Consider the following 25,634-nt stretch of genomic DNA (forward strand, 5'->3'; position numbering starts at 1 on the left):
GCGGAATAGAGGAGGGGCCGGTCCGCCGGTCCCTCCTTTCCCTTTTCCTTCCGCCGGGCCCGTGCCCCTATCGGCCGCCGCGGGGCCCGGGCACGAAATGCCCCGGCATTCTTTTGATGACCTGCGCCTTTGCCGGTGCGGACGCGAACACCGGCATTTCCCCCGGGCTGTTCCGGGGACGGCCCGCGCCCCGGCCGTCCGGTCTTCTCGCCGGTGGCGAACAGCCCCCCGATCACCCCCTCGGGTGCGTAGCATCGGGTGCAGACATCGACTGAGGAGTATCCATGTTCGAACGCTTCACCGACCGCGCCCGCCGGGTCGTGGTGCTGGCCCAGGAAGAGGCCAGGATGCTCAACCACAACTACATCGGCACCGAGCACCTGCTGCTCGGGCTGATCCACGAGGGCGAGGGAGTGGCCGCCAAGGCGCTCGACTCGATGGGCATCACCCTCACCGGCGCCCGCGAGCAGGTCCAGGACATCATCGGACCGGGCCAGCAGGCCCCGTCCGGGCACATCCCCTTCACCCCCCGGGCCAAGAAGGTCCTCGAGCTCTCGCTGCGCGAGGCCCTCCAGCTCGGCCACAACTACATCGGCACCGAGCACATCCTGCTGGGCATCATCCGCGCGGGCGAGGGCGTGGCGGCGCAGGTGCTGACCAAGCTCGGCGCGGAGCCCCAGAAGGTGCGCTCCACCGTGCTGGAGCTGATCTCCGGCTACCAGGGCGGGGGCACCCCCGAGAAGGAGGGCGCCGGCGTGCGCTCGGCCGGCCAGTCCGAGGGCACGCCCGCGGGCTCGGCCGTGCTGGACCAGTTCGGCCGCAACCTCACCGCGGCCGCCCGCGAGGGCAAGCTGGACCCCGTCATCGGGCGGTTCCGCGAGATGGAGCGGGTCATGCAGATCCTCTCCCGGCGCACCAAGAACAACCCGGTGCTGATCGGCGAGCCCGGCGTGGGCAAGACCGCGGTGGTCGAGGGCCTGGCCCAGGCCATCGTGCGCGGCGACGTCCCGGAGACGCTCAAGGACAAGCACCTCTACACCCTGGACCTCGGGTCCCTGGTGGCGGGCTCCCGCTACCGCGGCGACTTCGAGGAGCGGCTCAAGAAGGTGCTCAAGGAGATCCGCACCCGCGGGGACATCATCCTGTTCATCGACGAGATCCACACCCTCGTGGGCGCCGGCGCGGCCGAGGGCGCGATCGACGCCGCCTCGATCCTCAAGCCCATGCTGGCCCGGGGCGAGCTGCAGACGATCGGCGCCACGACCCTCGACGAGTACCGCAAGCACATCGAGAAGGACGCGGCTCTCGAGCGCCGCTTCCAGCCGATCCAGGTGGACGAGCCCTCCGAGGCGCACGCCGTGGAGATCCTCAAGGGCCTGCGCGACAAGTACGAGGCGCACCACCGCGTCTCGATCTCGGACGACGCCCTCGAGGCGGCGGTGCACCTGGCCGCCCGGTACGTCTCCGACCGGTTCCTGCCGGACAAGGCGATCGACCTGATCGACGAGGCCGGTGCGCGCCTGCGCATCAAGCGGATGACCGCCCCGCCGGAGATCAAGGAGCTCGACGACCGCATCGTCGAGGTCAAGCGGCTCAAGGAGGCCGCGATCGACGGTCAGGACTACGAGAAGGCCGCCTCGCTGCGCGACACGGAGCAGAAGCTCATCGCGGAGCGGGACGACAAGGACCGTGCCTGGCGCGAGGGCGGCGACGAGCTCGCCGAGGTGACCCCCGAGGTCATCTCCGACGTCCTCTCCGCCTCCACGGGAGTGCCCGTCTACAAGCTCACCGAGGAGGAGACGGGCCGTCTCCTGCACATGGAGGACGAGCTGCACAAGCGCATCATCGGCCAGGACGACGCCATCAAGGCGCTCTCCCGGTCGATGCGCCGCACCCGGGCGGGCCTGAAGGACCCCAAGCGCCCGGGCGGGTCGTTCATCTTCGCCGGGCCCACGGGCGTCGGCAAGACCGAGCTCGCGAAGGCGCTGGCGGAGTTCCTGTTCGGGGACGAGGACGCCCTCATCACCCTGGACATGTCCGAGTACCAGGAGAAGCACACCGTCTCCCGGCTCTTCGGCGCCCCTCCGGGCTACGTGGGCTACGAGGAGGGCGGCCAGCTCACCGAGAAGGTGCGCCGCAAGCCGTTCTCGGTGGTGCTCTTCGACGAGGTCGAGAAGGCGCACCAGGACCTGTTCAACTCGCTGCTGCAGATCCTCGAGGACGGTCGCCTGACCGACTCGCAGGGCCGGGTGGTGGACTTCAAGAACACCGTGATCATCATGACCACGAACTTGGGCACCAAGGACATCTCCCGTGCCGTCCCGGTCGGCTTCCAGACCGGCGTGGACCCCGCGTCCAACTACGAGCGCATGCAGGCGAAGGTGCAGGACGAGCTCAAGGAGCACTTCCGGCCCGAGTTCCTCAACCGCGTGGACGAGATCATCGTCTTCCCGCAGCTCACCGAGAACGAGATCGTGCAGATCGTGGACCTGTTCGTGGCCCGGCTGCAGGAGCGGCTGCGCGACCAGGGCATGTCGATCGAGCTCTCCGACGCCGCGAAGCGGTGGGTCAGCCGCAAGGGCTACGACCCGTCCATGGGCGCCCGCCCGCTGCGCCGCACCATGCAGCGGGAGATCGAGGACCAGCTGTCCGAGAAGATCCTCTTCGGGGAGATCAGCACCGGGGAGAAGATCTTCGTGGACACCGAGGGCGAGGGGGACGCGGAGAAGCTGACCTTCTCCTCCACCCCGATGTCCGACCTCACCGGCGACGGCATGGTCGACCCGATGGGCGGCCTCGAGGACGTCGACGTCGCCCGCGGCGACGGTGAGAACCGCTCCGAGGGCTGAGCCGGCCGGGTGTCCGCCGAGGGGCCCGTCGCGCAACCGCGCGGCGGGCCCCTCGGCGTCCGCCCAAGTGGGGACGGTCACGGAGGGAGGCTCCGGCGGGCCGGCGGAGTTCGCAAGCGTACACTGGGGGTCGTGACCGACCTGCGCCTGCGACCCGCCCGCACCTCCGACGTCCCCGCCATCAAGGACCTCGTGGCCCCCCTGGCGCGCGCCGGGGTGCTGATCAACAAGGACACGGTCGCCTACTACGAGGGCATCCAGGAGTTCCTGGTGGTGGAGGCGGTCGGGGACGAGCAGGCCGGTCTCGTCGGCTGCGGCGCCCTGCACGTGATGTGGGAGGACCTGGGCGAGGTCCGCACCCTGGCGACCTCCGACGAGTGGCGGGGCCGCGGGGTGGGACGCACCCTGCTGGCCGGGCTGATCGAGCGGGCCCGCGCCGTGGGGGTCTCGCGCGTGTTCTGCCTGACCTTCGAGGTCGACTTCTTCAGCCGGCACGGCTTCGCGGTCATGCCCAACCAGAACCAGGTGCACCCCGACGTGTTCGCCGAGCTGCTGCGCTCGCACGACGAGGGCGTCGCCGAGTACCTGGACCTCGCCCGGGTGAAGCCCAACACCCTCGGCAACACCCGGATGCTGCTCCAGCTCAGCCCGGAAGACTGACCCCGGACGGTCCCGCGGCGGCCAGCCCGTCCCGCAGCAGCCCGTCCAGGGCGCGCCGGCGCTGCTCCTCCGGGGCGCCCAGCCCGTGCAGGGCGTCCAGGGCCCGCAGGGCCTCCGGCGCCAGTCCCGCGCCCGTGGCGACGTCCACGGGACCCGTGAGGGAGACTGCCGGCACCGGCGCGGACCCGGCCCGCAGCACGGCCATGATCGCCCCGCGGACCTGGCGGTCCGTGCCGTGCCAGGCCTGGCCGCGGGGCGCCTCGACGGGCTCGGGCCGGCCCGCGGCGACCCACGCGCACGCGTCCCGCACCGGGCACTGCTCGCAGCGGGGGGAGCGGGCCGTGCAGACGAGGGCGCCGAGCTCCATCACGGCCTGGTTCCAGCGCACGGCCAGGGCGTCGTCGGCGGGCATCAGCTCCTCCGCGAGCCGGAGCTCGGCGGCGGTCAGCGACCGCGAGGGCAGGGCCCGCCCCGTGACCACCCGGGCGTGCACGCGGCGGATGTTCGTGTCCACCACGGTCTGCCGGTCGCCGAAGGCGAAGACCGCGATCGCGGCGGCCGTGTAGGCGCCCACCCCGGGCAGGGCCAGCAGCAGCTCGTGCGCGGCCGGCACCCGGCCCCCGTGGTGCTCGGTGATCTCGACGGCGGCCGCGTGCAGCCGCAGGGCCCGCCGCGGATAGCCGAGCCGGCCCCAGGCGCGCACGGCCTCCCCGGTGCTCTCCGCCGCGAGGTCCGCGGGCCGCGGCCAGCGCTGCATCCACGCCCGCCACACGGGCAGCACGCGCACCACGGGCGTCTGCTGGAGCATGAACTCGCTGACCATGACCCCCCACGGGGAGCAGGACGGGTCCCGCCACGGCAGGTCCCGGGCGGCGTCGTCGAACCAGTCGGTCACGGCCCGGTGCAGGCCCGGCGGAGCGGGCTCCGCGGCGGCGGTCGGGGCAGTGTGCGGGGAGCTCATCGCAGTCCACTGTAGCCTGGGAGCATGGCGCAGAAGGGTTCCGGGAGCACCCCCCACGGACGGTCGGGGAACGGTCACGACGACGACGGACGAGCTCCCCGCGACCCCGGATCCCGGCGCTTGAGCCCCGAGGTGTACCGGCGCCGCCGGCTCGTGGCGGCCCTCGCGGCGGGCGTGCTGCTGGTGCTCGTGGCGGTGGGACTGGTCTCCGCGGTCGCGGGCATGCTCGGCTCCGGGGAGACGGAGGACGTCCCGGCGCCGGAGGCCGCCACCGCCTCGGCCGCCGCGGCCTCGGAGGAGCCCTTCGCGGACTTCACGCCGCGGCCGGACGAGAGCGCGTCGGCGTCCGGGTCCGCGTCCGGGTCCGCGTCCGCGCCCGCCACGGAGGGTCCGGTCGAGGAGTGCGGCCCCGACCTCGCCGTGCGGGCGTCGACGGACCGGGAGAGCTACCCGGAGGACGTCGAGCCGGTCCTCGAGCTGACCCTGGAGAACACCGGGGAGGACCCCTGCCGCGTCAACGCGGGCACGTCCCGGATGGTCTACGAGGTGACCTCGGGGGCGGACACCGTCTTCGACAGCAGGCACTGCCAGGCCGGCTCCGAGGACGCGGAGGTGACGGTCGAGCCCGGACAGGAGAAGGTTGCCCGGCTGACGTGGAACCGCCTGCGCACCGCCGAGGGCTGCGCGGAGGCGGGGGGCGAGGCCCAGGCCGGGTACTACCGTCTCGTGACGTCCCTCGGGGAGCGCACCGCGGAGCCGGTGCCGTTCGTCCTGGAGTGAGCGCGCCGCGCGCGGCTCACATGAAGCGTTCGAGCAGGCTGGTCTCGGCCATCCGGGAGAGGGACTCGCGCACCGTGCGGGCCCGCTGCTCGCCGATGCCCTCGACCGCCTTGAGGTCCTCCAGGTTGGCGGCCATCAGGGACTGCAGGCCGTCGAACTGGCGCACCAGCCGGTTGGCGACCGCCCGGGGCATCGACTTGATGCCCTCCAGCAGCCGGTAGCCGTGCGGGTGCAGGTCGGTCTCGAGGCTGCCCTGCGGCTCGACGAGACCCACCGACACCGCGATCCGCTGCAGGTCGATGAGCTCCGTGGGCGTGAGCTCGGCGAGCCGCCCCAGTCCCTCCTCGATGCCCTCCGCGGGGGTGCCGTCGGGCAGGTAGTCGCGCAGCACCACGTCCGGCCCCGGGCCGGTGCCCGCGGTGAGCTCCTCGAGCTGCAGCGCGATGAGCCGCCCGTCCACGCCGAGCTCGAGCACGTACCAGCCGATCTCGGAGGAGATCCGCCGGACCATCTCCATGCGTTGGAGCGTCAGGGCCACGTCCCGCACCGTCACGGACGCCTCGATCTCGAGCGAGGAGAGGTTGCCGAGCACCTGCTCCATCCGGTGGCTGTAGTGCTCGAGGGTCTGCAGGGCCTGGTTGGCGCGGGCCATGATCGACTGGGAGCCCTCGATGGCGTACCGGGTCTCGCCCACGTAGATCGTGATGACGCTCATGGACTGGCTCACGGAGATCACCGGCACCCCGGTCTCCTTGGCGGTGCGCTCCGCGGAGCGGTGCCGGGTGCCGGACTCCGTGGTGCCGATCGAGGCGTCGGGGACCAGCTGCACCCCGGCCTTCAGGATGCGGGTGGCGTCCCGGTCGCAGATGATGGCGCCGTCCATCTTGGCCAGCTCCCGCAGCCTGGGCGCGGTGAAGTCGGTGTCGATGTCGAAGCCGCCGGAGCAGATGGCCTCGACGGAGCGGTCGAAGCCGAGCACGAGCAGCCCGCCTGTGCGCCCGCGCAGGATCCGCTCGAGACCGGTGCGCAGTTCGGTGCCGGGTGCGATGCGGGCCAGCGTCTTGCGCAGTGCGTTCTCAGGGGTCTTCGCCACGGTCACATCATACGGCCGCGGCGGTCTGCCGGTTCCGGGCGGGCGCGGCGGCGGACCGGGGGAAGAGCAGCTCCATGGCGTCGCTGATGGTGGTCACCTCCCGGACGGTGAACCCCGCCGGGACGGGGCCCGGGCCGGTGGGGCTCGCGGGCACGACCGCGTGGGTGAAGCCCAGCCGGGCGACCTCCTGGATGCGGCGCCCGATGCCCGGGACGGGCCGCACCTCGCCGGCCAGGCCCACCTCCCCGAAGCACACCAGGCGCTGCGGCAGGGGCCGGTCCTGCGCGGCCGAGGCCAGCGCCATGGCTACGGCGAGGTCGGTGGACGGCTCCGTGAGCTTCACCCCGCCGACCGTGGAGACGTAGCAGTCCAGCCCGGCCAGGTTCACGCCGGCCCGCCGCTGCAGCACGGCGAGCAGCATGGCGACCCGCTGGGAGTCCAGGCCGGCGGTGGCCCGCCGGGGCTGGGCGGTGGAGGAGCGGTCCAGCAGCGCCTGCACCTCGGCGAGCAGGGGCCGGCGGCCCTCCAGGGTCACCGTGAGGCACGTGCCGGAGACGGGCAGGGCCGTGCGGGAGACGAACAGGCCCGAGGGGTCCTCCACGCTCGTGATCCCGGTCTCGGTGAGGTCGAAGCAGCCGACCTCGTCCGTGGGGCCGTAGCGGTTCTTGACCGCCCGCAGCAGCCGGATCCGGGAGTGCTTCTCGCCCTCGAACTGGCACACGACGTCCACCAGGTGCTCGAGCAGCCGCGGCCCGGCGATGGAGCCGTCCTTGGTCACGTGCCCCACGAGCAGCGTGGTCATGTTCCGCTTCTTGGCCGCGGCGATCAGGGAGGCGGCGACCTCCCGGACCTGCGTCACCCCGCCCGCGGAGCCCTCGACCTCGGCGCTGGCCAGCGTCTGCACGGAGTCGACCACGAGCAGGCGGGGGGAGATCTTCTCGATGTGGCCCAGCGCCGTGGCCAGGTCCGTCTCGGCGGTGAGGTACAGGGTGGGCGCCACGGCGTCGATCCGGTCCGCGCGCAGCTTCACCTGCGCCGCGGACTCCTCGCCGGTGACGTAGAGGACGTCGCGGGTGCCCTCGCCCGCGCCCTCCGCGAAGCGGGCGGCGACGTCGAGCAGCAGCGTCGACTTCCCGACCCCGGGCTCGCCCGCCATCAGCACGACCGCGCCGGGGACCAGTCCGCCGCCGAGGACCCGGTCCAGCTCGGGCACCCCGGTGGGCGCGGAGGCCGCCACCGTGGCGTCCACCTGGGCGATGGGACGGGCGGGCTCGGCGATCGACCGGGCGGCCGTGGTGCGGGCCTTGTGCTCGCCGATCTCCTCGACCGTGCCCCACGCCTGGCACTCCCCGCAGCGGCCCACCCACTTGGCGGTGCTCCAGCCGCACTCGGTGCAGCGGTAGGCGGGGGAGTTGCGGCGGGTGCGGGTGCTCATGGCGTCCAGGCTAGCCGCCGCCTCGGACGGCCCAAGCGCCGCGGCCGGCTCAGCGCAGGTCGAGGAAGGCGCGCAGCTCCGCGAACGCCCCGGGCACCACGGAGTAGTGCGCCCACTTGCCGCGCTGCTCGCGGGTGAGCAGGCCGGCCTCGACCAGCTTCTTCATGTGGTGGCTGACCGTGGGCTGGCTGATGCCGAGGTCGTCCGTGAGGCTGCAGACGCACACGGTGTCGCAGCCCTGGGCGGCCACGTGGGAGAGCAGGCGCAGCCGGGTGGGGTCGGCCAGGGCCTTGAGCAGGCCCGCCACGCGCCGGGCGTCGTCGTGACCCATGGGCCCGCCCGAGAGCGAGCAGCACTCCGTGGCCGGCGCGCCGGGGGCGCACCGGTCGGCGGTCCCGGCGTCGGCCGTGCTGTCGAGGTCCGGAGCGGGAGTCATCCCCCCATCCTACATTGACGGGCGTCGATGTGACCCGTACTGTGCGGGATAGATGCCCGTCGATGTGAAGAGGTTCGCCCGCCCATGAGCACCACCACCGCCTCCGCTGCCTCCCACGGGGTGATGAAGGACCTGTCCTTCCTCGACCGCTGGCTGCCCGCCTGGATCATCGCGGCCATGGTCGCCGGCCTGCTGCTCGGTCGCTTCGTCCCGGGCTTGAACACCGCCCTGGAGGCCGTGCGGATCGGCGAGGTGTCGCTGCCCATCGCGATCGGGCTGCTGGTGATGATGTACCCGGTGCTGGCCAAGGTCCGCTACGACGAGACGCACCGCGTGGCCGGCGACAAGCGCCTGATGGGGGCGTCCCTGGTGCTGAACTGGATCGTCGGGCCGGCGCTGATGTTCGCCCTGGCCTGGATCTTCCTGCCTGACCTGCCCGAGTACCGCACGGGGCTGATCATCGTGGGCCTGGCCCGCTGCATCGCGATGGTGCTGATCTGGAACGACCTCGCCTGCGGGGACCGGGAGGCCGCCGCCGTGCTGGTGGCGGTCAACTCCGTGTTCCAGGTCATCGCCTTCGGCGCCCTGGGCTGGTTCTACCTCCAGGTCCTCCCGGCCTGGCTGGGCCTGGCCACCACCTCGGCCGAGTTCTCGGTGTGGTCGATCGTGCTGAGCGTCCTGGTGTTCCTCGGGATCCCGCTGGTCGCCGGGTTCCTCACCCGCACCCTGGGCGAGAAGGCCAGGGGCCGGGAGTGGTACGAGACCACGTTCCTGCCCAAGCTCGGTCCCTGGGCCCTGTACGGGCTGCTGTTCACCATCGTGCTGCTCTTCGCCCTGCAGGGTGACGCCATCACCTCCAACCCCTGGGACGTCGCCCGGATCGCCCTGCCCCTGGTCGTCTACTTCTTCCTCATGTTCGGGGTGGCCCTGCTGGCCTCCCGGGCGCTGGGACTGAACTACGCGAAGTCCACCACCGTGGCGTTCACCGCCGCCGGCAACAACTTCGAGCTCGCCATCGCCGTGGCCATCGGCACCTTCGGAGTCACCTCCGGACAGGCCCTGGCGGGCGTGGTCGGCCCCCTCATCGAGGTGCCCGTGCTCGTCGCGCTGGTCTACGTGTCCCTGTGGGTGGGCCGGAAGCTCTTCCCCGGCGATGCCACCGTCCCCACCCGCTGACCCCCAGATCCAGGAGCAACCGTTGAGCGAGACCACCCAGCCTTCCGTCCTGTTCGTGTGCGCCAAGAACGGCGGCAAGTCCCAGATGGCCGCAGCCCTCATGGAACACCACGCCCGTGGGGCGGTAGAGGTCCACTCCGCCGGCACGAAGCCCGGCAGCAAGATCAACGCCCTGTCCGCCGAGGTGGTCGCCGAGGTCGGTGCGGACATGTCCTCCGGAACGCCGAAGCCCATCGACCCCGAGCTGCTGCGCCGGGTCGACCGGGTGGTCGTACTGGGCGATGAGGCGAGGGTCGAGCCGGTCGAGGGGATGACCGGAACGATCGAGACCTGGCACACCGACGAGCCCTCCGTCCGCGGCATCGAGGGCGCGGAGCGGATGCGCCTGGTCCGCGACGACATCGACACCCGGGTCCGGCGGCTGCTGGACGAGCTGACCGCGGAGCGCACGGACCGGCCCAGCGTCCTGTTCGTGTGCGTGCACAACGCCGGGCGCTCGCAGATGGCCGCCGCCTACCTCAGCCACCTCTCCCGGGGGCGCATCGAGGTGCGCTCGGCCGGCTCCGCGCCGGCGGACTCCGTGAACCCGGCCGCCGTGGCGGCGATGGCCGAGGAGGGCATCGACATGAGCGCCGAGACCCCCAAGGTCCTCACCGACGAGGCCGTGCAGGACTCCGACGTGGTCATCACCATGGGCTGCGGGGACGCGTGCCCGTTCTACCCGGGCAAGCGGTACGAGGACTGGGCGCTGGCGGACCCGGCGGGGAAGGGCGTGGAGTCCGTGCGCCCCATCCGGGACGAGATCAGGGCCCGGATCCAGCAGCTGATCGCGGAGCTCCTGCCCGGCGAGACCGCCGGCTGAGGGGCCTCGGGGCCGGGACCGTCCCGGCTCAGGCGCGGTCCCAGCCCTCGAGCCGGGGGAGCTGGTCCCGCGCCTCGTCGTGCGTCATCCCGGCCGCCTCCAGCAGGTCCACGACCATCGGGCGCATGTCCAGCACCAGGGTCTCGCCCTCCATGGTGCGCACCCCCATCTGCCCGGGGTGCAGGCGCCCGGCCACGTTCGCCAGCTCGTTGCGTGCCTGGCGAAGGTAGCTCTCCCGGGAGCCGGGGGAGGCCACCGCGAGCGCGTTGCCCAGGGTGACGACGGCGTCCGCGAGGTCCTCGAGGGCGGCGCTCATGGCGGCCACGGCCTCGTCGGAGAGCGTCACGTGGTTGAGCACGGAGGCGAGGCGGCGGGTGAGCACCCGGGCGTTGCGCACGGCGAGGTCCAGGTAGCGGATGGAGTGGGCGATCCCCTCGACCTCCGCGCGGCGGCCGCGGTAGAGCGGCGAGGCCGTGGCGATCTCGAGGGCCGACTTCAGTCCGGACGTCACCGAGTCCACCAGCGGCTGGGTCTGCCGGGCACGCACGAGGGCGTGCCAGGCGGCGGTGGCGTCGTAGTCCTCCATGGCCCGGCTCGCCTCCCGGAGCACCCCGGAGAACTCGTCGACGAGCGCCCGCAGGCCCTGGCGCGGCTGGCTCCGCGGGTCCGTGGGCACGAAGTAGGCCATGGCCAGGGCGCACAGCCCGCCCACGACCGCGTCCGTGGACCGCGCGAAGACCCCGTCCTGGGACGGCGGCAGCAGGACCACGAGCACCGACTGCAGCCCCATCTGGGTGGTGAACAGCGTGCCGTTGTCCAGGAAGCGGGCGAGCAGGATCGAGGTCATCAGGACCACGCCGGCCTGCCAGACGCCCGTGCCCAGGACGTGGATCAGCGTGTCCCCCACGGCGATGCCGAGGGTGCAGCCGATCGAGACCTCGAGGACCCGCCGGTAGCGCAGCCCGTCCTTCGCGAAGCCCAGGGCCACGAGGGCCGCGGTGGCCGCGAAGATGGGCCCGGAGTGGCCCAGCAGCTGCTCCGCGATCACGTAGGCGCCGACGCTGGCGACCGTGATCTGGAAGCTCTGGAGCAGCCCCGTCCGGACCCGCGTCACACCGATCCGGGTGCGGCTGCGCACCGCGCGGGCCGCGGCTCGCGCACGGTTGCCTGGCTGCATGGGGCCATCCTAGGCGAGCAGCACGGGACCGCCGGTGCGGGGGGCCGGAGCCCCCGCACCGGGCCGGGATCGGGTGGGCGCGGTGTGAGATGTGCAACGACGGCACGGCTGCGGGGGGCGGTGTTCACCCTCCGTTCACCTTCACGGGCCAATCTGGCCACCTGCGCTCCCTAGCGTCTCTCGGTGAGAGGTCCGCGGCCCGCCCGCAGATCCACCTCTCGCACCGGCCCGGAACTCTGCCGGCGCCACATCGAACGACGGCCCCTCGACGGGGCACCACTGTGATCTGAAGGGGCTACTCAAGTGAAGGTTTCCCACCTCGGCCGTTCCGCAGCCGTTCTCGCCATCGGCTCGCTGGCGCTCACCGCGTGCGGTTCGGACAACGCCACGGGCGAAGGCTCCGGCTCCACCGAGACCTCGGCCGCCGGCGCCGGCGTCTCCGGCACGCTGACGGGTATCGGCGCGTCCTCGCAGCAGGCCGCCATGACCGCGTGGCAGAACGGCTTCCAGGAGGCCAACCCCGAGGCCACGGTGCAGTACTCCCCGGACGGCTCGGGTGCCGGCCGCGAGGCCTTCATCGCCGGCGGGGCGGACTTCGCGGGCTCCGACGCCTACCTCGACGACGAGGAGTACGAGGCGTCGAAGGAGGTCTGCGGCCCCGACGGCGGCTTCCACGTCCCGGCCTACATCTCCCCGATCGCGGTGGCCTTCAACCTGCCCGGCGTCGACACCGTGAACATGGACGGCGAGACCATCGCCCAGGTCTTCACCGGCGAGATCACCGAGTGGAACGACCCCGCGATCGCCGAGCAGAACCCCGACGCGGAGCTGCCGGAGACCCCGATCACCGTGGTGCACCGCAACGACGAGTCCGGCACCACCGAGAACTTCCAGGAGTACCTGGCCGCGGCCGCCCCCGAGGTGTGGACCGAGGAGGTCTCCGGCAACTGGCCGTCCCAGTGGGCCGCGGAGAACAACAAGGGCACCGCCGGCGTGGTCCAGTCCGCCGGCGCCACCGAGGGCGCCATCACCTACGCGGACGCCTCCGCCGTGGGCGACCTCGGCACCGTGGCCGTGGGCGTCGGCGAGGAGTATGTGAACTACTCCCCGGAGGCCGCCTCCGCCGCCGTCGAGAACTCCTCCCCGGTCGAGGGCCGCGCCGAGTACGACATGGCGATGGACCTGGAGCGCGACACCACCGAGTCCGGGACCTACCCGATCGTGCTCGTGTCCTACGAGATCTTCTGCCCGCAGTACGATTCCCAGGAGACCGCTGACCTCGCGAAGGCGTTCGGCGAGTACGTCATCAGCGAGGAGGGGCAGCAGGCGGCGTCCGAGGCCGCCGGTTCCGCTCCCATGTCCGAGAGCCTGCGCACCGCCGCGCAGGAGGCGATCGACCAGATCACGGTCGCCGGCTGATCCAGTTCTGCTGGTCCCGTTCGGTGCGGGCCCGGGCCCTTCCGCCCGTGCCCGCGCCGAACGGGACATTCGTGTGTGAGGCGCCTTCCCCGTGAGGCGCGTCACCGGACCCACGCGCCGGGGCACCACCCCGTCCCGGCGCCATCCGTGTCAGGCAATCGAAGGGGCACCCGACATGTCCACCACCGTCACCACCAGGAAGACCGCCGCCGGCGGCAAGGCGGGCGACTCGATCTTCTCCGGGCTCAGCCTCGGGGCCGGCGTGCTGATCCTCGCCGTCCTGGCGGCCGTGGCGCTGTTCCTGTTCCTGCAGGCGCTGCCCACCTTCCAGGCCCCGGCCGAGGAGATCTCCGGCGGGGCCGGCTTCTGGTCCTACATCTGGCCGATGGTCATCGGCACGGTGATCGCGGCCGTGATCGCCCTGGTGATCGCCACCCCGATCGGCGTGCTGGTGGCCCTGTACATCTCGCACTACGCGCCGGCACGGATCGCCAAGCCCGTGGGGTACGTCATCGACCTGCTGGCGGCGATCCCGTCGGTGATCTACGGAGCCTGGGGCACCACGGTCCTGGCCTCCTCGGTGGTGCCCTTCTACGACTGGCTCTCGACCAACCTCGGGTTCGTCCCGATCTTCGGCGGCCCCGCCTCCCAGACCGGCAAGACCATGCTCACGGCCGGGATCGTGCTGGCCATCATGATCCTGCCGATCATCACGGCGATGTCCCGGGAGCTGTTCGTGCAGACCCCGAAGCTCCACGAGGAGGCGGCGCTGGCCCTCGGCGCCACCCGGTGGGAGATGATCCGGATGACGGTGCTGCCCTTCGCCCGCCCCGGCATCATCTCCGCGGTGATGCTCGCCCTGGGGCGCGCGCTGGGTGAGACCATGGCGGTGGCCCTGGTGCTCTCGAGCGGACCGCTCACCGCGTCCCTCGTTCAGTCCGGCAACCAGACCATCGCGGCGGAGATCGCCCTCAACTTCCCGGAGGCCTACGGCCTGCGGCTGTCCGAGCTCATCGCCGCCGGACTGATCCTCTTCGTGATCACCCTGGTCGTGAACATGATCGCCCGCGCCATCGTCGCCCGCTACAAGGAATTCTCGGGAGCCAACTGATGTCCTCCACCGCCTTCCGCAGTCCCACGCCCGTGCGCCCGTCCTCGCCCCGCCGGTCGATGCTCACCCGCAACCAGAAGCCGAAGTGGCTGGTGCCCGTGATCGGTGCCGGCGCCGTGGTGGTGGGCGCCGCCCTCGCGGCGCTCCTGGGCTTCTCCACGGCCCTCTGGGCCGTCCTCGCCGCCGCGGTCTTCCTGGTCGCCGCGCCGATCGTCGTCTCGATGATCGAGGGCGGGCGCAAGGGCGCGGACTCCCTGATGACCTACCTCGTCTACACGGCCTTCGTCCTCGCGGTGATCCCGCTGATCTCCGTGATCTGGACGGTGCTCGCCAACGGGCTCCCCGGGCTGACCTCCAACCTGCTGCTGACGTCCATGAACGGGGTCACCGGCGCCACGGACAACGCCGCGGCCGCCGGGGACGGCCCGGTGCTGGGCGGTGCGTACCACGCGATCGTGGGCACCGTGTCCATCACCTTCTGGGCCACCCTGCTGTCGGTCCCGATCGGCCTGCTGACGGCCATCTACCTCGTGGAGTACTCGCGGGGCGGCTGGCTGGGGCGGGGCATCACGTTCTTCGTGGACGTCATGACGGGCATCCCCTCCATCGTGGCCGGCCTGTTCGCCGCGGCCCTCTTCGGCCTCCTGTTCGGCCCGTCCACCCGCTTCGGCTTCGTCGCGGCGGTCGCGCTGACCGTGCTGATGATCCCCACGGTCGTGAAGAACACCGAGGAGATGCTGAAGATCGTCCCCAACGAGCTCCGCGAGGCCGCCTACGCCCTGGGCGTGCGCAAGTGGCGGACGATCCTCAAGGTGGTCATCCCCACGGCGATCTCCGGGATCGCCTCCGGCGTGACCCTGGCGATCGCCCGGGTCATCGGGGAGACCGCTCCGCTGCTCGTCACCGCCGGCTTCGCGACCGCCATCAACTGGAACTCGTTCTCCGGGTGGATGACCACGCTGCCCACGTTCATCTACTACCAGATCATGACGCCCACGTCCCCGACGAGCCCGGACCCCTCGCAGCAGCGGGCGTGGGCCGCGGCGCTGCTGCTGATCCTGATCGTGATGCTGCTCAACCTCGTCGCCCGACTGGTCGCGAGGGCGTTCGCCCCCAAGGTCGCCGGCCGCTGACGCGCCCCGCACCCCGATCCCGCACGCACCCCTGCGAGAAAGAAGCAAGGAACACACATGTCCAAGCGAATCGACGTCGACCACCTCAATGTCTACTACGGCGACTTCCTGGCCGTCGAGGACGTCGGCATGGGGATCGACGCCCGGTCGGTGACCGCGTTCATCGGCCCGTCCGGCTGCGGCAAGTCGACCTTCCTGCGCACCCTCAACCGCATGCACGAGGTCATTCCCGGCGCCCGCGCCGAGGGCCAGGTGCTCCTCGACGGGGAGGACCTCTACGGCCCCGGCGTGGACCCCGTGGTGGTGCGCTCCATGATCGGGATGGTCTTCCAGCGCCCCAACCCGTTCCCCACCATGTCCATCCGCGACAACGTGCTCGCGGGCGTGAAGCTCAACAGCAAGCGGATCTCGCGCGGTGACGCCGACGCGCTCGTGGAGAGCTCCCTGCAGGGCGCCAACCTGTGGAACGAGGTCAAGGACCGCCTCGACAAGCCCGGCTCGAGCCTCTCCGGCGGCCAGCAGCAGCGCCTGTGCATCGCCCGGGCGATCGCGGTCAAGCCGGACGTGATCCTCATGGACGAGCCGGCCTCCGCCCTGGACCCGATCTCCACGCTCGCGATCGAGGACCTGATCAACGAGCTCAAGCAGGACTACACCGTGGTGATCGTGACCCACAACATGCAGCAGGCCGCGCGGATCTCGGACCGGACCGCGTTCTTCAACATCCAGGGCACCGGCAAGCCGGGCAAGCTCATCGAGTACGGCCCCACCTCCGAGATCTTCAGCAACCCCCGGGAGAAGCAGACGGAGGACTACGTCTCCGGCCGCTTCGGCTGAGCCGCCCCGGCACCGACGACGACGGGCGCCGGTCACCTCCGCGGAGGCGACCGGCGCCCGTCGTCGTCGGTGCGCCCGCCCCGGCAGGCAATGCTCCGGGGCCGGCGGCCCGGGGCCCGCGGCGGCGCCGCTGCGGCGTCTAGAGCAGCGGTGAGAGGGCGAGCAGGAGCGTCCCGGAGAGCACGCCGCAGGCCGGGATGGTGAGGACCCACACCAGCAGGACCCGCCGCACCACCCGGACGTTGACCGTGTGGAAGCGCTGCTGCCGTCCCGCGCCCAGGATCGCGGCGGCCGTGGTCTGGGACGTGGACATCGGCACGGGGATCAGCGTCCCGCCCAGGAACAGCAGGGACCCGGCCACGCCCTGGGCCACCGCGCCGCGGAACGGGTCGGTCGTGATCATCCGGGAGGACAGGGTGTAGGCGATCCGCCAGGCCCCGAACAGGGTGCCCACGGCCAGTCCGGTCGCCACGAGCAGGAACAGCCAGGGGCCGGCCCCGCCCGCCAGCGGGTCCTGGAGGCCGGCGCACAGCAGCAGCGTGGCGAGGACCCAGACGGCTCGGCGGCCGTGGTGGATGCCGTGCCCGAAGGAGACGGCCGCCGCCCCGATGGCCAGGACGAGCCGGGAGCGGAACGTGGTGGCGTCCGGCTCCGAGTGCCGCAGCAGGTGCAGCAGGGGGACCACGAGCACCCAGGCCGCGGCGTAGGCGACCAGCGGCGCCAGCACCAGGGGCACGACGACCTGGTAGAAGGCCGTGGCCGTGAGCGGGTCCACCGCCGGGAGCCCCACGGCGCGGGCGCCCAGCAGGGCGCCGAGCAGCCCGCCGGCCAGTGCCGTGGTCGAGGAGCTGGGCATGCCCCACCGCCACGTGAGCAGGTTCCAGCCGATCGTGGTCACCAGGGCGCAGACGATCGTCGCGGAGCCCACCACGCTGTGCGGCACGGGGACGCCCGTGATGACCCAGTCCGCGAGCAGGTACGCGGCGGCCCACACGCCGGCGACGTTGACGAGGGCGGTGAACACCAGGCCCACCCGGGGCGTGAGCGCGCGGAAGCGCACCGGCAGGGCGAGGGCGTTGGGGGCGTCGTGGAAACCGTTGACGACGGTGTGGGTCACGGCCAGGGCGATCCCGAGGACGGTCAGGGCCGTCAGCACGGGCTCAGGACTCCGCCACGACGATGCGGCCCACCTCGGTCGAGACCCGCACCAGGGCCCGGGCGGCCCCGGCGAAGCGCCGGACGGCGCGCTCGCGCCGCATCGCGGGGATCGCCTTGTGGTTCTCGAGCAGGTGGCCCATGTGCAGCTGGTAGATGCGCTCGGACTGCTTGCCCAGCCGGAGCATCTCGTACCAGTAGTCGTCCAGCCCCTGGAGGCTGCCGAGGTCGCGCATCGCCCGGGTGGTCAGCTCGGACATCCGCTCGATCACCCCGAGCTGGTCCGTGGCGTAGGAGGGCGGCCGGCTGAGGGCGTAGGCGACGTGCGCCTCCGCGACCGCCAGCAGCTCCTCCGCGGCCTTGTTGAGCCAGTGGCCCAGGATGTAGACGTCCTGCCGGGGGATGGGGATCACGAACGTGGAGCGCACCGTGGTCATCACGGAGAAGTACAGGTCGGTGGAGCGGGCCTCGCACTCGCGGATCGCGTCGAGGGTCGCGGTGTCCGTCTCGGGGGAGCCCATCAGCTCGGACAGGAGCCGCACGGTCTCCGTCACCTGTCCCGACATGTCGGCCAGCAGGTCCAGGACCAGCTCGTCCTCCGGGAAGATGCGAAGCGCCATGTGTTGACCGTCCTGGGCGTCGTGACCTGCGCCGCGGAGCACGGCGGATCCCACTGTACATGGGGCCGCCGGGCGGCCCGGGGGCGGCCCGTGGTCCCGGAAGGAGGAGGGGGCGGTGCCGGACCGGGAGCGCCTCTCGGCGGAAGGCCGCTCGTGGCGGCTATGTGATGGAGCCCGGGGCTGCCGCGGCCCGGCACCTGGGTTCCATGGTAGTCGACGTGCTCGTGGGGCCAAGTCCTGCGGCTGTGGGCTCCCGCACGGCGGGACCTCCGCACGCCCGGACGGCGGGGCTCAGTCGAGGTGGCCGCGGCGCCACTGGTGCGCCGCGGCCTCGAGCTCCTCCGCGGTCCGCTCGAGCCGCTGGGTGAGGGCCACGGTGCTCGGCGCCCGGGCCGCGTCCGGGTCCACGACCGGCATCTGCCCGGTGTCCGCCAGCCGGATCCGGCCGAGGGCGATCACGCGGCAGAAGGCCGCGAACCGGTCCAGGGCGACGTCGAACTCCCCGTTGAACGCGCCGGAGAGGATCGCGTCCGCCATCGAGGTGATCTCGTCCGCCCCGGGGGGCTCCGCGACGCCGGCCACCACGTGCGAGACCTGCGCGGTGCCCCGTCCCGCCGTGAAGTAGCGGCCCATCCGCACCGGGTCCTTGCGCACCCCCGCCCGCAGGGCGTAGAGCCGCCAGAGGGCCCCGGGCAGGGACACCGCCGGGGCCTCGGCCCACATCTCGGCGATCCCCTCCAGGCCCTGCTCGTCGGTCAGCTCGATGAGCCGCCGGCTGATCTCGGGATCGTCGCTGGCGCGCCCGCGGGAGACCAGGGCGTGGGCGGCGAGGTGGGCCGCCTCGGACACGCGGGCCGGGTCGGGGCCGCCCTCGTGCGCTTCGAACTGCTCCGGGGAGAACTTCACCGGCTTGTGGTGGCGGGGCGCGTCGCTCATGCGTCCAGCGTACGGCCGTGGCCCGCGGCGGGCCACGGAGCGCTCACCAGTCGCTGGTCGAGGCGTGCACCGCCGCGTCCCGCCACTGCTGGTCGGTCTGCTCGAAGCCGTCCCGGGCCAGCGCCTTCCACAGCCGCAGCCCCAGGGCGGGCTCCTCCTGCTCGAGCTCCGCGAGCGCCTGCGGGAGCAGCACCCGCGCGGTGACGTCGGTGACGGCGCTCAGGGTCGCGTGCTGCTTGTTCCCGGTGCCGAGGGCCAGCTCCCCGAAGCTCATCCCCGGGCCGAGGACCTGCAGCTCGATCCGCTCGCCGGTGGGCGTGCGCAGGGACATCGACACGCTGCCGCTGACGATGAGGTGGATGCCGGCGAAGTTCTGCCCCGTGCGCAGGATGTTCTCCCCGGCCGCCCACGTCCGCTCGACGGTCCGGGCGCGGAGGTCCCGGGCGTCCTCGGGGTCCAGCCGGGAGAACAGCTCGGACTCCACGGGCTTCACCCGGGACGGGGTGCACTCCGGGCCGCCGTGCTCCTCGAGCAGCCGGTCCTCGACCCACTTGATGGCCGCGGCCCGGCTGGGGAACACCTCGAGCGGCGGTTCGCCCCCGAAGGAGCCGGCGAAGCCCGGGTCCGTGGCCACCGCCACCACGGTGCGGCCCGCCGCCTGCAGCTCGGCCCGGGTCTTGGCCAGGAGCGGCATCGCGTACTCCGCGATCACGTCCACCCGGCGCATGTCCACCACCACGTACGAGGCCTCGTAGGCGACGTCGCGGACGGTGCGGATCGCGGTCTCCGTGCCCGTGAACAGCAGGTCGCCCTGGAGCTCCACGACGACGGCGTCCTTGCCGTGGTCGGCCAGCACCGCCTCGGCCTCGGCGTTGCGGCGGACCAGGGAGGGGGACTGGTCGATCGGGTAGCTGGCGCGCACCGTGGAGCGGGCCACGCGGGCGGTGTGGGTGAAGTGCAGGTCGAGGTCCTGGGAGAGCCGCTCGCAGGCGAGCACCCCGCGCACGCTGTTGCCGTGCCGGTCCAGCGCAGGGGAGAAGGTCGCCACGGCCAGCTCCCCGGGCAGGACGGCGATGATGCCGCCGCCCACCCCTGACTTCGCGGGCAGGCCCACCCGGACCATCCACTCGCCGGCGTCGTCGTACATGCCGCAGGAGCTCATCACGGACAGCACCCGGGAGACCGTGTCGACGTCGAAGACCTCGTCCCCGGTCAGCGGGTTGGTGCCGCCGTTGGCGAGGGTCGCGCCCATCAGGGCGAGGTCGCGGCACGTGATCAGCACCGAGCACTGGGCGAAGTAGTCCTCGAGGGCCTGGGTCGGGTCCCCCTCGATGATCCCGGCGGAGGCCAGGAGGTAGCCGAGGGCGCGGTTGCGGTCCCCGGCGGCGTGCTCCTGGGCGAGGACCTCGGGACTGATCGCCAGGTCCCGGCCCGCGCACCGCGAGTAGGCCTCGCGGATCCGGTCCCGGCGCAGGTCGCGGTCGCTGTCGGGGACGAGCCACGTGGAGGCGATCGCACCGGCGTTGATCATCGGGTTGGCGGGGCGTCCCGTGCCGGGCTGGAGGGAGATCTCGTTGTAGGCGTCCCCGCTCGGCTCCACGTCCATCTTCGCGTGCACCGCCTCCGCCCCGAGGTCGGACACGGCGAGCGCGTAGGTGAACGCCTTGGAGATCGACTGGATGCTGAACTCGTCCCGGGTGCTGCCGGCCTCGTACACGTGGCCGTCCGCGGTGGCGATGACGACGCCGAAGCGCTCGGTGTCGGCCTGGGCCAGGGCGGGGATGGAGGAGCTGGGCTCGCCGCCGCGGACGTCCCGCAGCTGCTCCACCACCTGCTCGAGGTACTCGGTGACGGCCGACGGACCGAAGAGCTCCGTCTCCGTGCGTGCTTCTTCCTCGGTGCTCGGGTGCGGCACGGTCGGTCCTCCGGTCGAATCGGCATGGGTGGCACGGGACTGCCCACCACTCTAGGCGTCCGGCTCCCGGGGGGACCGTGCGGTAGAGTGGTGCCCGCTCCGGACCGGCCGCCCCGCGCTCGCCGGTGGAGCACGGGCCTCTAGCTCAGCTGGTAGAGCAGTGGACTTTTAATCCATGGGTCGTGGGTTCGAGCCCCACGGGGCCCACCCGCGACAGAACCCCATCGCTCCCGGTGCGCCCGGGGCCGGTGGGGTTCTCTGCTCCCCCGCGGCGGGCGACCCGGTGCGCGGGGGGCGCCCGGCGGCGCCGGTGGTGCTACTGGTCGAGCAGGGCGAGGGCCTCGCCGATGCGGTCGTGCAGGGCCCTGGCCTGCTCCACGGTCCACGCCTCGTGGCCGATGTGCAGGACGAGCCCGTCACGGTGGGCGTAGGAGCCGTCCGCGGTGGTGATGACCTCCCAGGTCTCCAGGAGCGCGACCGCCGACGGGCCGGCGAGGGACCGGGCGGGCAGCTCCCGCGAGTTGGTGACCGTCTCGGGGTCGGTCAGCTCCTGATGGGTGGCCCAGCGGGGGCGGGGAACGAGAGCGGTGTTCTCGTACATGGGGGAACCTTCCAGGGAGAGGGGGTATGCCCATGTTTATGCATGTGAGAGCCCGGGGGCACCCGTGGCCCGCGCGTGTCGCCGAGGGATCGAGGTGTGGACATCCGTCGGCATCCCCTGCACTTTTGTCCGGCCGGACGCCGGCGTCCTCCCGCCCGGGCCGTGCTACGGCCCGTCGAGCTGCTCGGAGGGAGTGGGGACCGACTCGGGGCCGGGCGGGTCCGGGGCCGGAGCCGCGGACCCGGTGCCCGGATCCGTGGGCAGGCCGTCGGGCGTCGGGGTCGGCGTGGCGGTGACCGGGGGAGGAGGACTGAAGGAGGTGGGGGAGGCACCGGGGGTGCTCGCCACCTCCTCCGGCCGGTCGTCGCACCCGGTCAGCGTCAGCGCGAGCAGGGCCACGGCGGGAACGGTGCGGCGCATCGGGGGAGCCTCTCTGTCGGGGACCTCTCCACGGTAGCCCGACGGCCCGCAGTGTCGGGGGAAGGGCGGCGGATGACGTTCCCGGACCGGAGCCCCGCAGGACGCACCCGTCCGGGATGTGCGAGGATCCGGGGACCAGGACGCCGACCGGCAGGAGCCGCCATGTCCGAGCGAAGCAGCGAGCGCACCGCGCTGATCCTGCTCTCCGCGACCGCGGTGCTGCTGCTCGCGGGCCAGCTGCTCACCTGGTCCTCGGAGGATGGGGTGTTCAGCGCCTTCGTGTTCGTGCTGCTGCTGCTCTGGGCCGGGGTGATCGCCGTCCGGGTGGTCCGCTTCGTCCGGCGCGACCGGCGACCGGAGGACCTCGGACCCGACGACCCGGTCTAGGGGGCGGCCGCGCGCTGGTCCCAGCCGCCGGCGAGCCGCTTCCGCACCGCCGCGACCGTGTCCCGCGCCGAGCGGCCGACACCGACGAGGGTTGCCGATCCCGGACCCGTCCAGTCCCCGTACCCCACGAGGTACAGGCCGGGCACCCGGGTGGAGGCCGTTCCCTCGGTGCGGATCCGCCCGTCGTCCTCCCGCAGGTGCAGGGGCCGCAGGTGCCGGAGGGCCGGGCGGAACCCGGTGCACCACACGACGGCGTCCACGGGCTGCTCCCGGCCGTCCGTCATGACCACGCCGTGCGCGGTGAAGCGCGTGAACATCGGCCGGGGGTCGAGCACCCCGGCGTCGCGGGCGCGGCGCACGGAGGGAACGGCCACCACGTCGCCGAGGCTCGCCACCCCGCCGGGATCCGGCCGGCCCGCGGCGAGGGCCTGCGCGCGCAGCGTGGCCACGCGGAACAGCTCGCGCCCGTCGACCTCGTCGGGGAGGTAGCGGGGCGGGGCGTTGGTGCACCACGTCAGCTCGCACACCTCGGCGAGCTCGGCGGCGATCTGCGCCCCCGAGTTCGCCCCGCCGACCACGAGCACGCGGCGGCCGCGGTACCGCGCCGGCCCCTCGTAGTGGGCGCTGTGCACCTGCTCGCCGCGGTACTCCCGCTGCCCGGGGAGGGCAGGCCGGAACGGCTGCGACCACGTGCCGGTGGCGCTCACGACGGCGCGCGTCCGCAGCTCGCCGTCGTCCGTCACCAGGCGGAACCCCGCCCCGTCACGGTGCACGGCCCGCACCCGGACCGGTCGCCGGACGGGCAGCCCGTAGCGCTCCTCGTACCGGTACAGGTAGTCGACCACGTGCGCGGCGTCCGGGGCCGCCCCGGCCGTGTCCGGCATCGGGTGCCCGGGCAGGGACGAGTACGCGGCGGGGGAGAACAGCCGCAGCGACGGCCAGACGTGCCGCCACGCCCCGCCCGGCGCCTCCTGCTCGTCGAGGAGCGCGAAGGACAGGCCGGTGCGCCGGAGGTGGTAGCCCACGGCCAGTCCGGCCTGCCCGGCGCCCACCACGGCGACGTCGAGGACCTCGCCCACGTCCGTGCTCCCGTCCCGGCCGGTCAGCGGAGGGTGATCGAGTCGAGGGCGGCCTGCGCCTCGGCGGTCAGGTTCTCCGGCAGCGGGGCGCTCTTGACGGCCTCCGAGGAGGCCTGCTGGCCCTCCTCGCTGACCACGTAGTGCCCGAACTCCTTGGCCAGCTCGAGGACCTCCGGGTCCCCGTAGCTGCTGCAGTAGATGTGGTAGGAGACGAGGACCACCGGATAGGCCCCGGGCGCGTCCGGCTCGCGGTCCAGCTCGAGGGCGATGTCGTGCCGGCCGGTGCCCTCCACCCGGGAGGCCTCGCCGACCGCGGTGCCGGCCGCCTCGCCGGACACGGCCACGTACTCGGAGCCCACCTTCACCCGGGCCTTGCCGAGGGAGTCGTCCACGAGCGAGTCGTCCGCGTAGGTGACGGCGCCCTCGGTCTCGGCCGTGAGGCTCACCACCCCGGCGTTGCCCTGGGAGCGCTCCGTGGGCAGCCCCGCCGGCCAGCCGCCGTCCTCCTCGTCCGTCCACACCTCGGGGACCACCGAGTGCAGGTAGTCGGTGAAGTTCTCGGTCGTCCCCGAGTCGTCCGCGCGGGCGATGGGCGTGATCGGCAGGTCGGGCAGCTCCACGCCGGAGTTCTGGGCGGCGATGGCCGGGTCGTCCCACCGGGTGATCTCGTGGCGGAAGATGCCCGCGATGGTCGCGGCGTCGAGGTCGAGCTCCTGGATGCCGGGGAGGTTGAAGGCCACGCTGATCGGGGAGATGTAGACGGGGATGTTCAGGGCGCCACCGGGGCCGCAGAAGTCCCGGACCTCGGCCTGCTCCTCCTCGTCCAGGTAGGCGTCCGAGCCGGCGAAGTCGGTGCCGCCCCCCACGAGCGCGCTGCGCCCCGCCCCGGAACCCGCGGAGAGGTACTGCACCTGCGCGTCCGGGTGCATCGACTCGAAGCCGCTCCGCCACGTCAGCATGGCGGCGTTCTGCGCCGAGGAGCCCACCCCGGTGAGGATCCCGGACAGGTCCGAGCCGCCCTCTTCCGCGGCGCGGCGCTGCTCCTCGCCGAGGGGGTAGTCCGAGCCGCACCCGGTCAGCGCCGCCAGGGCCAGGACCAGGGCCGGGGCCGCGCCGGCCCGCAGCGCACGGCCGGTCCTGTTCCGTCGGCGCGGTCGCGAAGCGTTGAGCATGGGGAGGTCTCCTCGAGGGCGGTCAGGTGGGGCGTCAGGGAGGTGGCGCGTCCGCGGGTGTGCGGGTCCGGGCGCCCAGCCTACCGCCACCGCCGGGAGGGGCAGGTCTAGGGTGGGCGCATGGACAAGCTCTCCGGCTCGTGGCGCCGGGTGTTCGACAGGTTCTGGTTCGTGCCCGCCGTGTGCGTTCTCGCCGCCGTCGTCCTGGCCCAGTCCGTGGTGGCCGTCGACCGGTGGCTGCCCGAGGACCTGGACTCCCCGTGGATCGCGTGGGTCTACGCCGTCGGCATCGACGGGTCCCGGTCGATGCTCTCCGCGATCGGCGGATCGATGCTGGGCGTGGCCGCCACCGCCTTCTCCATCACCATCTCGGTGATCGCCACGGCCAGCTCCACGTACGGGCCCCGGCTGGTGCGCAACTTCATGGCGGACCGCGGCAACCAGGTGGTGCTGGGCGTGCTCGTGTCCACCTTCATCTACGCGCTGCTGGTCCTGCGCACGATCCGCTCGGCCTCCGACGACCTCGCCCAGCCGTTCGTCCCGCACCTGGCGGTCAACCTCGGCGTGCTGCTGGCGGTCGCGGACGTCGCCCTGATCGTCTACTTCATCCACCACATCGCGGACTCCGTGCAGGTGGACACCCTCGTCCACGGCGCGCGCCGGCGCCTGCTGGACGTGATCGAGCGGTGGCACCCGGAGGAGACGCCGGAGGAGCTGGTCCGGACCGCGGGGCGTCGCAGCGGCGGGGGAGAGGTCCGTGCGGGCAGCGTGGGCTACGTCGTCGGCGTCGACTACGAACGGCTCCGGGACCACGCCGCGGCCGGTGACGTCGTCCTCGAGCTCGTGCCGCGGGTGGGCGACCACGTCCTGGCGGAGGAGCCGCTGGTCCGGGTGTGGCCCGCGCACCGGGCCGGGGAGCTGGCGGACCGGCTGCGGCGCTGCGTGCGGGTGGGCGACTCGCGCTCGGCGCTCCAGGACGTCCGCTTCGCGGAGCAGCAGGTCGTGGAGCTCGCCGTGCGCGCCCTCTCCCCGAGCACCAACGACCCCTACACCGCGGTCAACGCCGTCGAGGAGGTCGCGTCCGGGATCGTCGCCGCCGTGGCCCGCCCGCTGCCGGGGAACACGGTGGTGGTCGACGGCGTGCACCGGCTGCGCTACGGGACGGTGGGGGTCGAGGAAATCGTGGACATGCCGTTCGACCAGATCGGCCCGCACGCCACCGGGCACGTCAGCGTCCTGCTGGCCCTCGTGGACCTCGCCGCCCGGATCGAGGCGGCCAGCGTCCACCCGTCCGTGCGGCGGCAGGCGCGCGAGCACGTCGACGTCCTGCTCACCCGCTTCCGCGAGGGCGCACCCCACCCCCGGGACCTCGCCCGGGTGGAGCAGCACGTCAGGCTGCGCTCGGCCGACTGAGCGGATC

24 protein-coding genes, 1 tRNA gene and 1 pseudogene are annotated in these 25,634 nt (G+C 72.8%); 13 read left to right on the plus strand and 13 right to left on the minus strand.

All coding sequences use genetic code 11. From position 1 onward, the window contains the following. Positions 1-284: 284 nt before the first annotated feature. Positions 285-2,849, plus strand: a complete 2,565-nt coding sequence (locus RF640_RS10410; protein ID WP_035926045.1) for an ATP-dependent Clp protease ATP-binding subunit — start codon at positions 285-287, stop codon at positions 2,847-2,849. Positions 2,850-2,981: 132 nt separating this feature from the next. After that, positions 2,982-3,509, plus strand: coding sequence for an amino-acid N-acetyltransferase (locus RF640_RS10415; protein ID WP_035926048.1), 528 nt, complete (start codon positions 2,982-2,984; stop codon positions 3,507-3,509). Here the strand turns inward: RF640_RS10415 and RF640_RS10420 are convergent. Further along, complete coding sequence (locus tag RF640_RS10420; protein WP_109222217.1) at positions 3,493-4,470, minus strand: A/G-specific adenine glycosylase; 978 nt, start codon at positions 4,468-4,470, stop codon at positions 3,493-3,495. The genes RF640_RS10415 and RF640_RS10420 overlap by 17 nt on opposite strands. 120 nt (positions 4,471-4,590) lie before the next feature. Here RF640_RS10420 and RF640_RS10425 point away from each other — a divergent pair, with 120 nt between their 5' ends. Continuing rightward, positions 4,591-5,250 carry a hypothetical protein gene (locus RF640_RS10425; protein ID WP_249033770.1) on the plus strand — a complete coding sequence of 220 codons (660 nt, stop codon included), beginning with the start codon at positions 4,591-4,593 and terminating at the stop codon, positions 5,248-5,250. Between the two features lie 16 nt (positions 5,251-5,266). On the opposite strand, the gene disA is transcribed toward RF640_RS10425, so the two are convergent. From disA to RF640_RS10440, 3 genes are read right to left on the minus strand one after another with little or no spacing between them, the layout of a single operon-like run. Beyond that, entirely contained in the window at positions 5,267-6,343 is a 1,077-nt protein-coding gene (gene disA, locus RF640_RS10430; protein WP_031282255.1) for a DNA integrity scanning diadenylate cyclase DisA, read from the minus strand. Positions 6,344-6,350: 7 nt separating this feature from the next. Then, entirely contained in the window at positions 6,351-7,778 is a 1,428-nt protein-coding gene (gene radA / locus RF640_RS10435; RefSeq protein WP_095650876.1) for a DNA repair protein RadA, read from the minus strand. Positions 7,779-7,827: 49 nt separating this feature from the next. Then, the gene (locus RF640_RS10440; protein WP_017832018.1) at positions 7,828-8,214 is read right to left on the minus strand and encodes a helix-turn-helix transcriptional regulator; all 387 of its coding nucleotides are present in this window, start codon (positions 8,212-8,214) and stop codon (positions 7,828-7,830) included. Between the two features lie 84 nt (positions 8,215-8,298). On the opposite strand from RF640_RS10440, the gene arsB reads away from it, so the two are divergent. The 3 genes and pseudogenes from arsB (at position 8,299) to RF640_RS10455 (ending at position 10,252) form a co-directional block, all read left to right on the plus strand. Beyond that, complete coding sequence (arsB, locus tag RF640_RS10445) at positions 8,299-9,390, plus strand: ACR3 family arsenite efflux transporter (RefSeq protein ID WP_109222215.1); 1,092 nt, start codon at positions 8,299-8,301, stop codon at positions 9,388-9,390. Next, positions 9,368-9,805, plus strand: a pseudogene (locus RF640_RS10450) (low molecular weight phosphatase family protein); the annotation flags it as partial. The gene arsB and the pseudogene RF640_RS10450, both read left to right, overlap by 23 nt. Before the next feature lie 18 nt (positions 9,806-9,823). After that, positions 9,824-10,252 carry an arsenate reductase ArsC gene (locus RF640_RS10455; protein WP_051063706.1) on the plus strand — a complete coding sequence of 143 codons (429 nt, stop codon included), beginning with the start codon at positions 9,824-9,826 and terminating at the stop codon, positions 10,250-10,252. Between the two features lie 28 nt (positions 10,253-10,280). Here RF640_RS10455 and RF640_RS10460 read toward each other — a convergent pair whose 3' ends face one another. Continuing rightward, entirely contained in the window at positions 10,281-11,429 is a 1,149-nt protein-coding gene (locus tag RF640_RS10460) for an aromatic acid exporter family protein (RefSeq protein ID WP_017832015.1), read from the minus strand. 303 nt (positions 11,430-11,732) lie between these two features. On the opposite strand from RF640_RS10460, the gene pstS (RF640_RS10465) reads away from it, so the two are divergent. From pstS (RF640_RS10465) to pstB, 4 genes are all read left to right on the plus strand, one after another. After that, positions 11,733-12,848, plus strand: a complete 1,116-nt coding sequence (gene pstS / locus RF640_RS10465; RefSeq protein WP_109222214.1) for a phosphate ABC transporter substrate-binding protein PstS — start codon at positions 11,733-11,735, stop codon at positions 12,846-12,848. 175 nt (positions 12,849-13,023) lie between these two features. After that, positions 13,024-13,959: a phosphate ABC transporter permease subunit PstC gene (gene pstC, locus RF640_RS10470; protein ID WP_017832013.1), complete on the plus strand. Its 936-nt coding sequence runs from the start codon at positions 13,024-13,026 to the stop codon at positions 13,957-13,959. Continuing rightward, positions 13,959-15,092: a phosphate ABC transporter permease PstA gene (gene pstA / locus RF640_RS10475; RefSeq protein WP_017832012.1), complete on the plus strand. Its 1,134-nt coding sequence runs from the start codon at positions 13,959-13,961 to the stop codon at positions 15,090-15,092. Before pstC ends, pstA begins: the two co-directional genes overlap by 1 nt. Positions 15,093-15,149: 57 nt before the next feature. Then, positions 15,150-15,929, plus strand: a complete 780-nt coding sequence (gene pstB / locus RF640_RS10480; protein WP_095650878.1) for a phosphate ABC transporter ATP-binding protein PstB — start codon at positions 15,150-15,152, stop codon at positions 15,927-15,929. 139 nt (positions 15,930-16,068) lie between these two features. On the opposite strand, the gene RF640_RS10485 is transcribed toward pstB, so the two are convergent. The 4 genes from RF640_RS10485 to glsA all read right to left on the minus strand — a co-directional run bounded on the left by RF640_RS10485 (position 16,069) and on the right by glsA (position 20,555). Then, positions 16,069-17,085, minus strand: coding sequence for an inorganic phosphate transporter (locus tag RF640_RS10485; protein ID WP_109222213.1), 1,017 nt, complete (start codon positions 17,083-17,085; stop codon positions 16,069-16,071). 4 nt (positions 17,086-17,089) lie between these two features. Beyond that, positions 17,090-17,704: a DUF47 domain-containing protein gene (locus RF640_RS10490; protein ID WP_095650880.1), complete on the minus strand. Its 615-nt coding sequence runs from the start codon at positions 17,702-17,704 to the stop codon at positions 17,090-17,092. A gap of 291 nt (positions 17,705-17,995) precedes the next feature. After that, positions 17,996-18,640 carry a hypothetical protein gene (locus tag RF640_RS10495; RefSeq protein ID WP_017832008.1) on the minus strand — a complete coding sequence of 215 codons (645 nt, stop codon included), beginning with the start codon at positions 18,638-18,640 and terminating at the stop codon, positions 17,996-17,998. A 43-nt stretch (positions 18,641-18,683) separates the two neighbouring features. Next, positions 18,684-20,555, minus strand: a complete 1,872-nt coding sequence (glsA, locus tag RF640_RS10500; RefSeq protein ID WP_017832007.1) for a glutaminase A — start codon at positions 20,553-20,555, stop codon at positions 18,684-18,686. Positions 20,556-20,689: 134 nt separating this feature from the next. Here glsA and RF640_RS10505 point away from each other — a divergent pair. After that, a tRNA-Lys gene (locus RF640_RS10505) sits at positions 20,690-20,762 on the plus strand. Between the two features lie 109 nt (positions 20,763-20,871). Here RF640_RS10505 and RF640_RS10510 read toward each other — a convergent pair. Together RF640_RS10510 and RF640_RS10515 are read right to left on the minus strand one after the other, a co-directional pair. After that, a complete protein-coding gene (locus tag RF640_RS10510) occupies positions 20,872-21,156 on the minus strand; it encodes a hypothetical protein (protein ID WP_017832006.1) in 285 nt (94 codons plus the stop codon). Positions 21,157-21,321: 165 nt separating this feature from the next. Then, positions 21,322-21,576 (minus strand): hypothetical protein, encoded by a 255-nt coding sequence (locus tag RF640_RS10515; protein ID WP_017832005.1) that lies wholly within the window; start codon positions 21,574-21,576, stop codon positions 21,322-21,324. Positions 21,577-21,738: 162 nt separating this feature from the next. Here RF640_RS10515 and RF640_RS10520 point away from each other — a divergent pair, with 162 nt between their 5' ends. Then, positions 21,739-21,963 (plus strand): hypothetical protein, encoded by a 225-nt coding sequence (locus RF640_RS10520; RefSeq protein WP_017832004.1) that lies wholly within the window; start codon positions 21,739-21,741, stop codon positions 21,961-21,963. Here RF640_RS10520 and RF640_RS10525 read toward each other — a convergent pair. Together RF640_RS10525 and pstS (RF640_RS10530) are read right to left on the minus strand one after the other, a co-directional pair. Further along, entirely contained in the window at positions 21,960-23,042 is a 1,083-nt protein-coding gene (locus tag RF640_RS10525; protein WP_095650881.1) for an ArsO family NAD(P)H-dependent flavin-containing monooxygenase, read from the minus strand. The two genes, RF640_RS10520 and RF640_RS10525, sit on opposite strands and share 4 nt — an antisense overlap. A 23-nt stretch (positions 23,043-23,065) precedes the next feature. Further along, complete coding sequence (gene pstS / locus RF640_RS10530; protein WP_052132873.1) at positions 23,066-24,214, minus strand: phosphate ABC transporter substrate-binding protein PstS; 1,149 nt, start codon at positions 24,212-24,214, stop codon at positions 23,066-23,068. Between the two features lie 120 nt (positions 24,215-24,334). Between pstS (RF640_RS10530) and RF640_RS10535 the strand changes: the two genes are divergently transcribed. Continuing rightward, the gene (locus RF640_RS10535; protein WP_095650882.1) at positions 24,335-25,627 is read left to right on the plus strand and encodes a DUF2254 domain-containing protein; all 1,293 of its coding nucleotides are present in this window, start codon (positions 24,335-24,337) and stop codon (positions 25,625-25,627) included. Positions 25,628-25,634 lie beyond the last annotated feature (7 nt).

Source organism: Kocuria sp. CPCC 205231 (assembly GCF_040980965.1).
Classification (GTDB): Bacteria; Actinomycetota; Actinomycetes; order Actinomycetales; family Micrococcaceae; genus Kocuria; species Kocuria rosea.

Bases quoted from the DNA above. Each gene is read 5' to 3' on its own strand.
- RF640_RS10520 (WP_017832004.1), top strand. From the start codon at position 21,739: ATGTCCGAGCGAAGCAGCGAGCGCACCGCGCTGATCCTGCTCTCCGCG.
- radA (WP_095650876.1), bottom strand. From the start codon at position 7,778: ATGAGCACCCGCACCCGCCGCAACTCCCCCGCCTACCGCTGCACCGAG.
- RF640_RS10535 (WP_095650882.1), top strand. From the start codon at position 24,335: ATGGACAAGCTCTCCGGCTCGTGGCGCCGGGTGTTCGACAGGTTCTGG.
- RF640_RS10495 (WP_017832008.1), bottom strand. From the start codon at position 18,640: ATGAGCGACGCGCCCCGCCACCACAAGCCGGTGAAGTTCTCCCCGGAG.
- RF640_RS10490 (WP_095650880.1), bottom strand. From the start codon at position 17,704: ATGGCGCTTCGCATCTTCCCGGAGGACGAGCTGGTCCTGGACCTGCTG.
- arsB (WP_109222215.1), top strand. From the start codon at position 8,299: ATGAGCACCACCACCGCCTCCGCTGCCTCCCACGGGGTGATGAAGGAC.
- pstS (WP_052132873.1), bottom strand. From the start codon at position 24,214: ATGCTCAACGCTTCGCGACCGCGCCGACGGAACAGGACCGGCCGTGCG.
- RF640_RS10420 (WP_109222217.1), bottom strand. From the start codon at position 4,470: ATGAGCTCCCCGCACACTGCCCCGACCGCCGCCGCGGAGCCCGCTCCG.
- RF640_RS10410 (WP_035926045.1), top strand. From the start codon at position 285: ATGTTCGAACGCTTCACCGACCGCGCCCGCCGGGTCGTGGTGCTGGCC.
- RF640_RS10460 (WP_017832015.1), bottom strand. From the start codon at position 11,429: ATGCAGCCAGGCAACCGTGCGCGAGCCGCGGCCCGCGCGGTGCGCAGC.
- RF640_RS10510 (WP_017832006.1), bottom strand. From the start codon at position 21,156: ATGTACGAGAACACCGCTCTCGTTCCCCGCCCCCGCTGGGCCACCCAT.
- pstA (WP_017832012.1), top strand. From the start codon at position 13,959: ATGTCCTCCACCGCCTTCCGCAGTCCCACGCCCGTGCGCCCGTCCTCG.
- RF640_RS10515 (WP_017832005.1), bottom strand. From the start codon at position 21,576: ATGCGCCGCACCGTTCCCGCCGTGGCCCTGCTCGCGCTGACGCTGACC.
- pstB (WP_095650878.1), top strand. From the start codon at position 15,150: ATGTCCAAGCGAATCGACGTCGACCACCTCAATGTCTACTACGGCGAC.
- RF640_RS10440 (WP_017832018.1), bottom strand. From the start codon at position 8,214: ATGACTCCCGCTCCGGACCTCGACAGCACGGCCGACGCCGGGACCGCC.
- pstC (WP_017832013.1), top strand. From the start codon at position 13,024: ATGTCCACCACCGTCACCACCAGGAAGACCGCCGCCGGCGGCAAGGCG.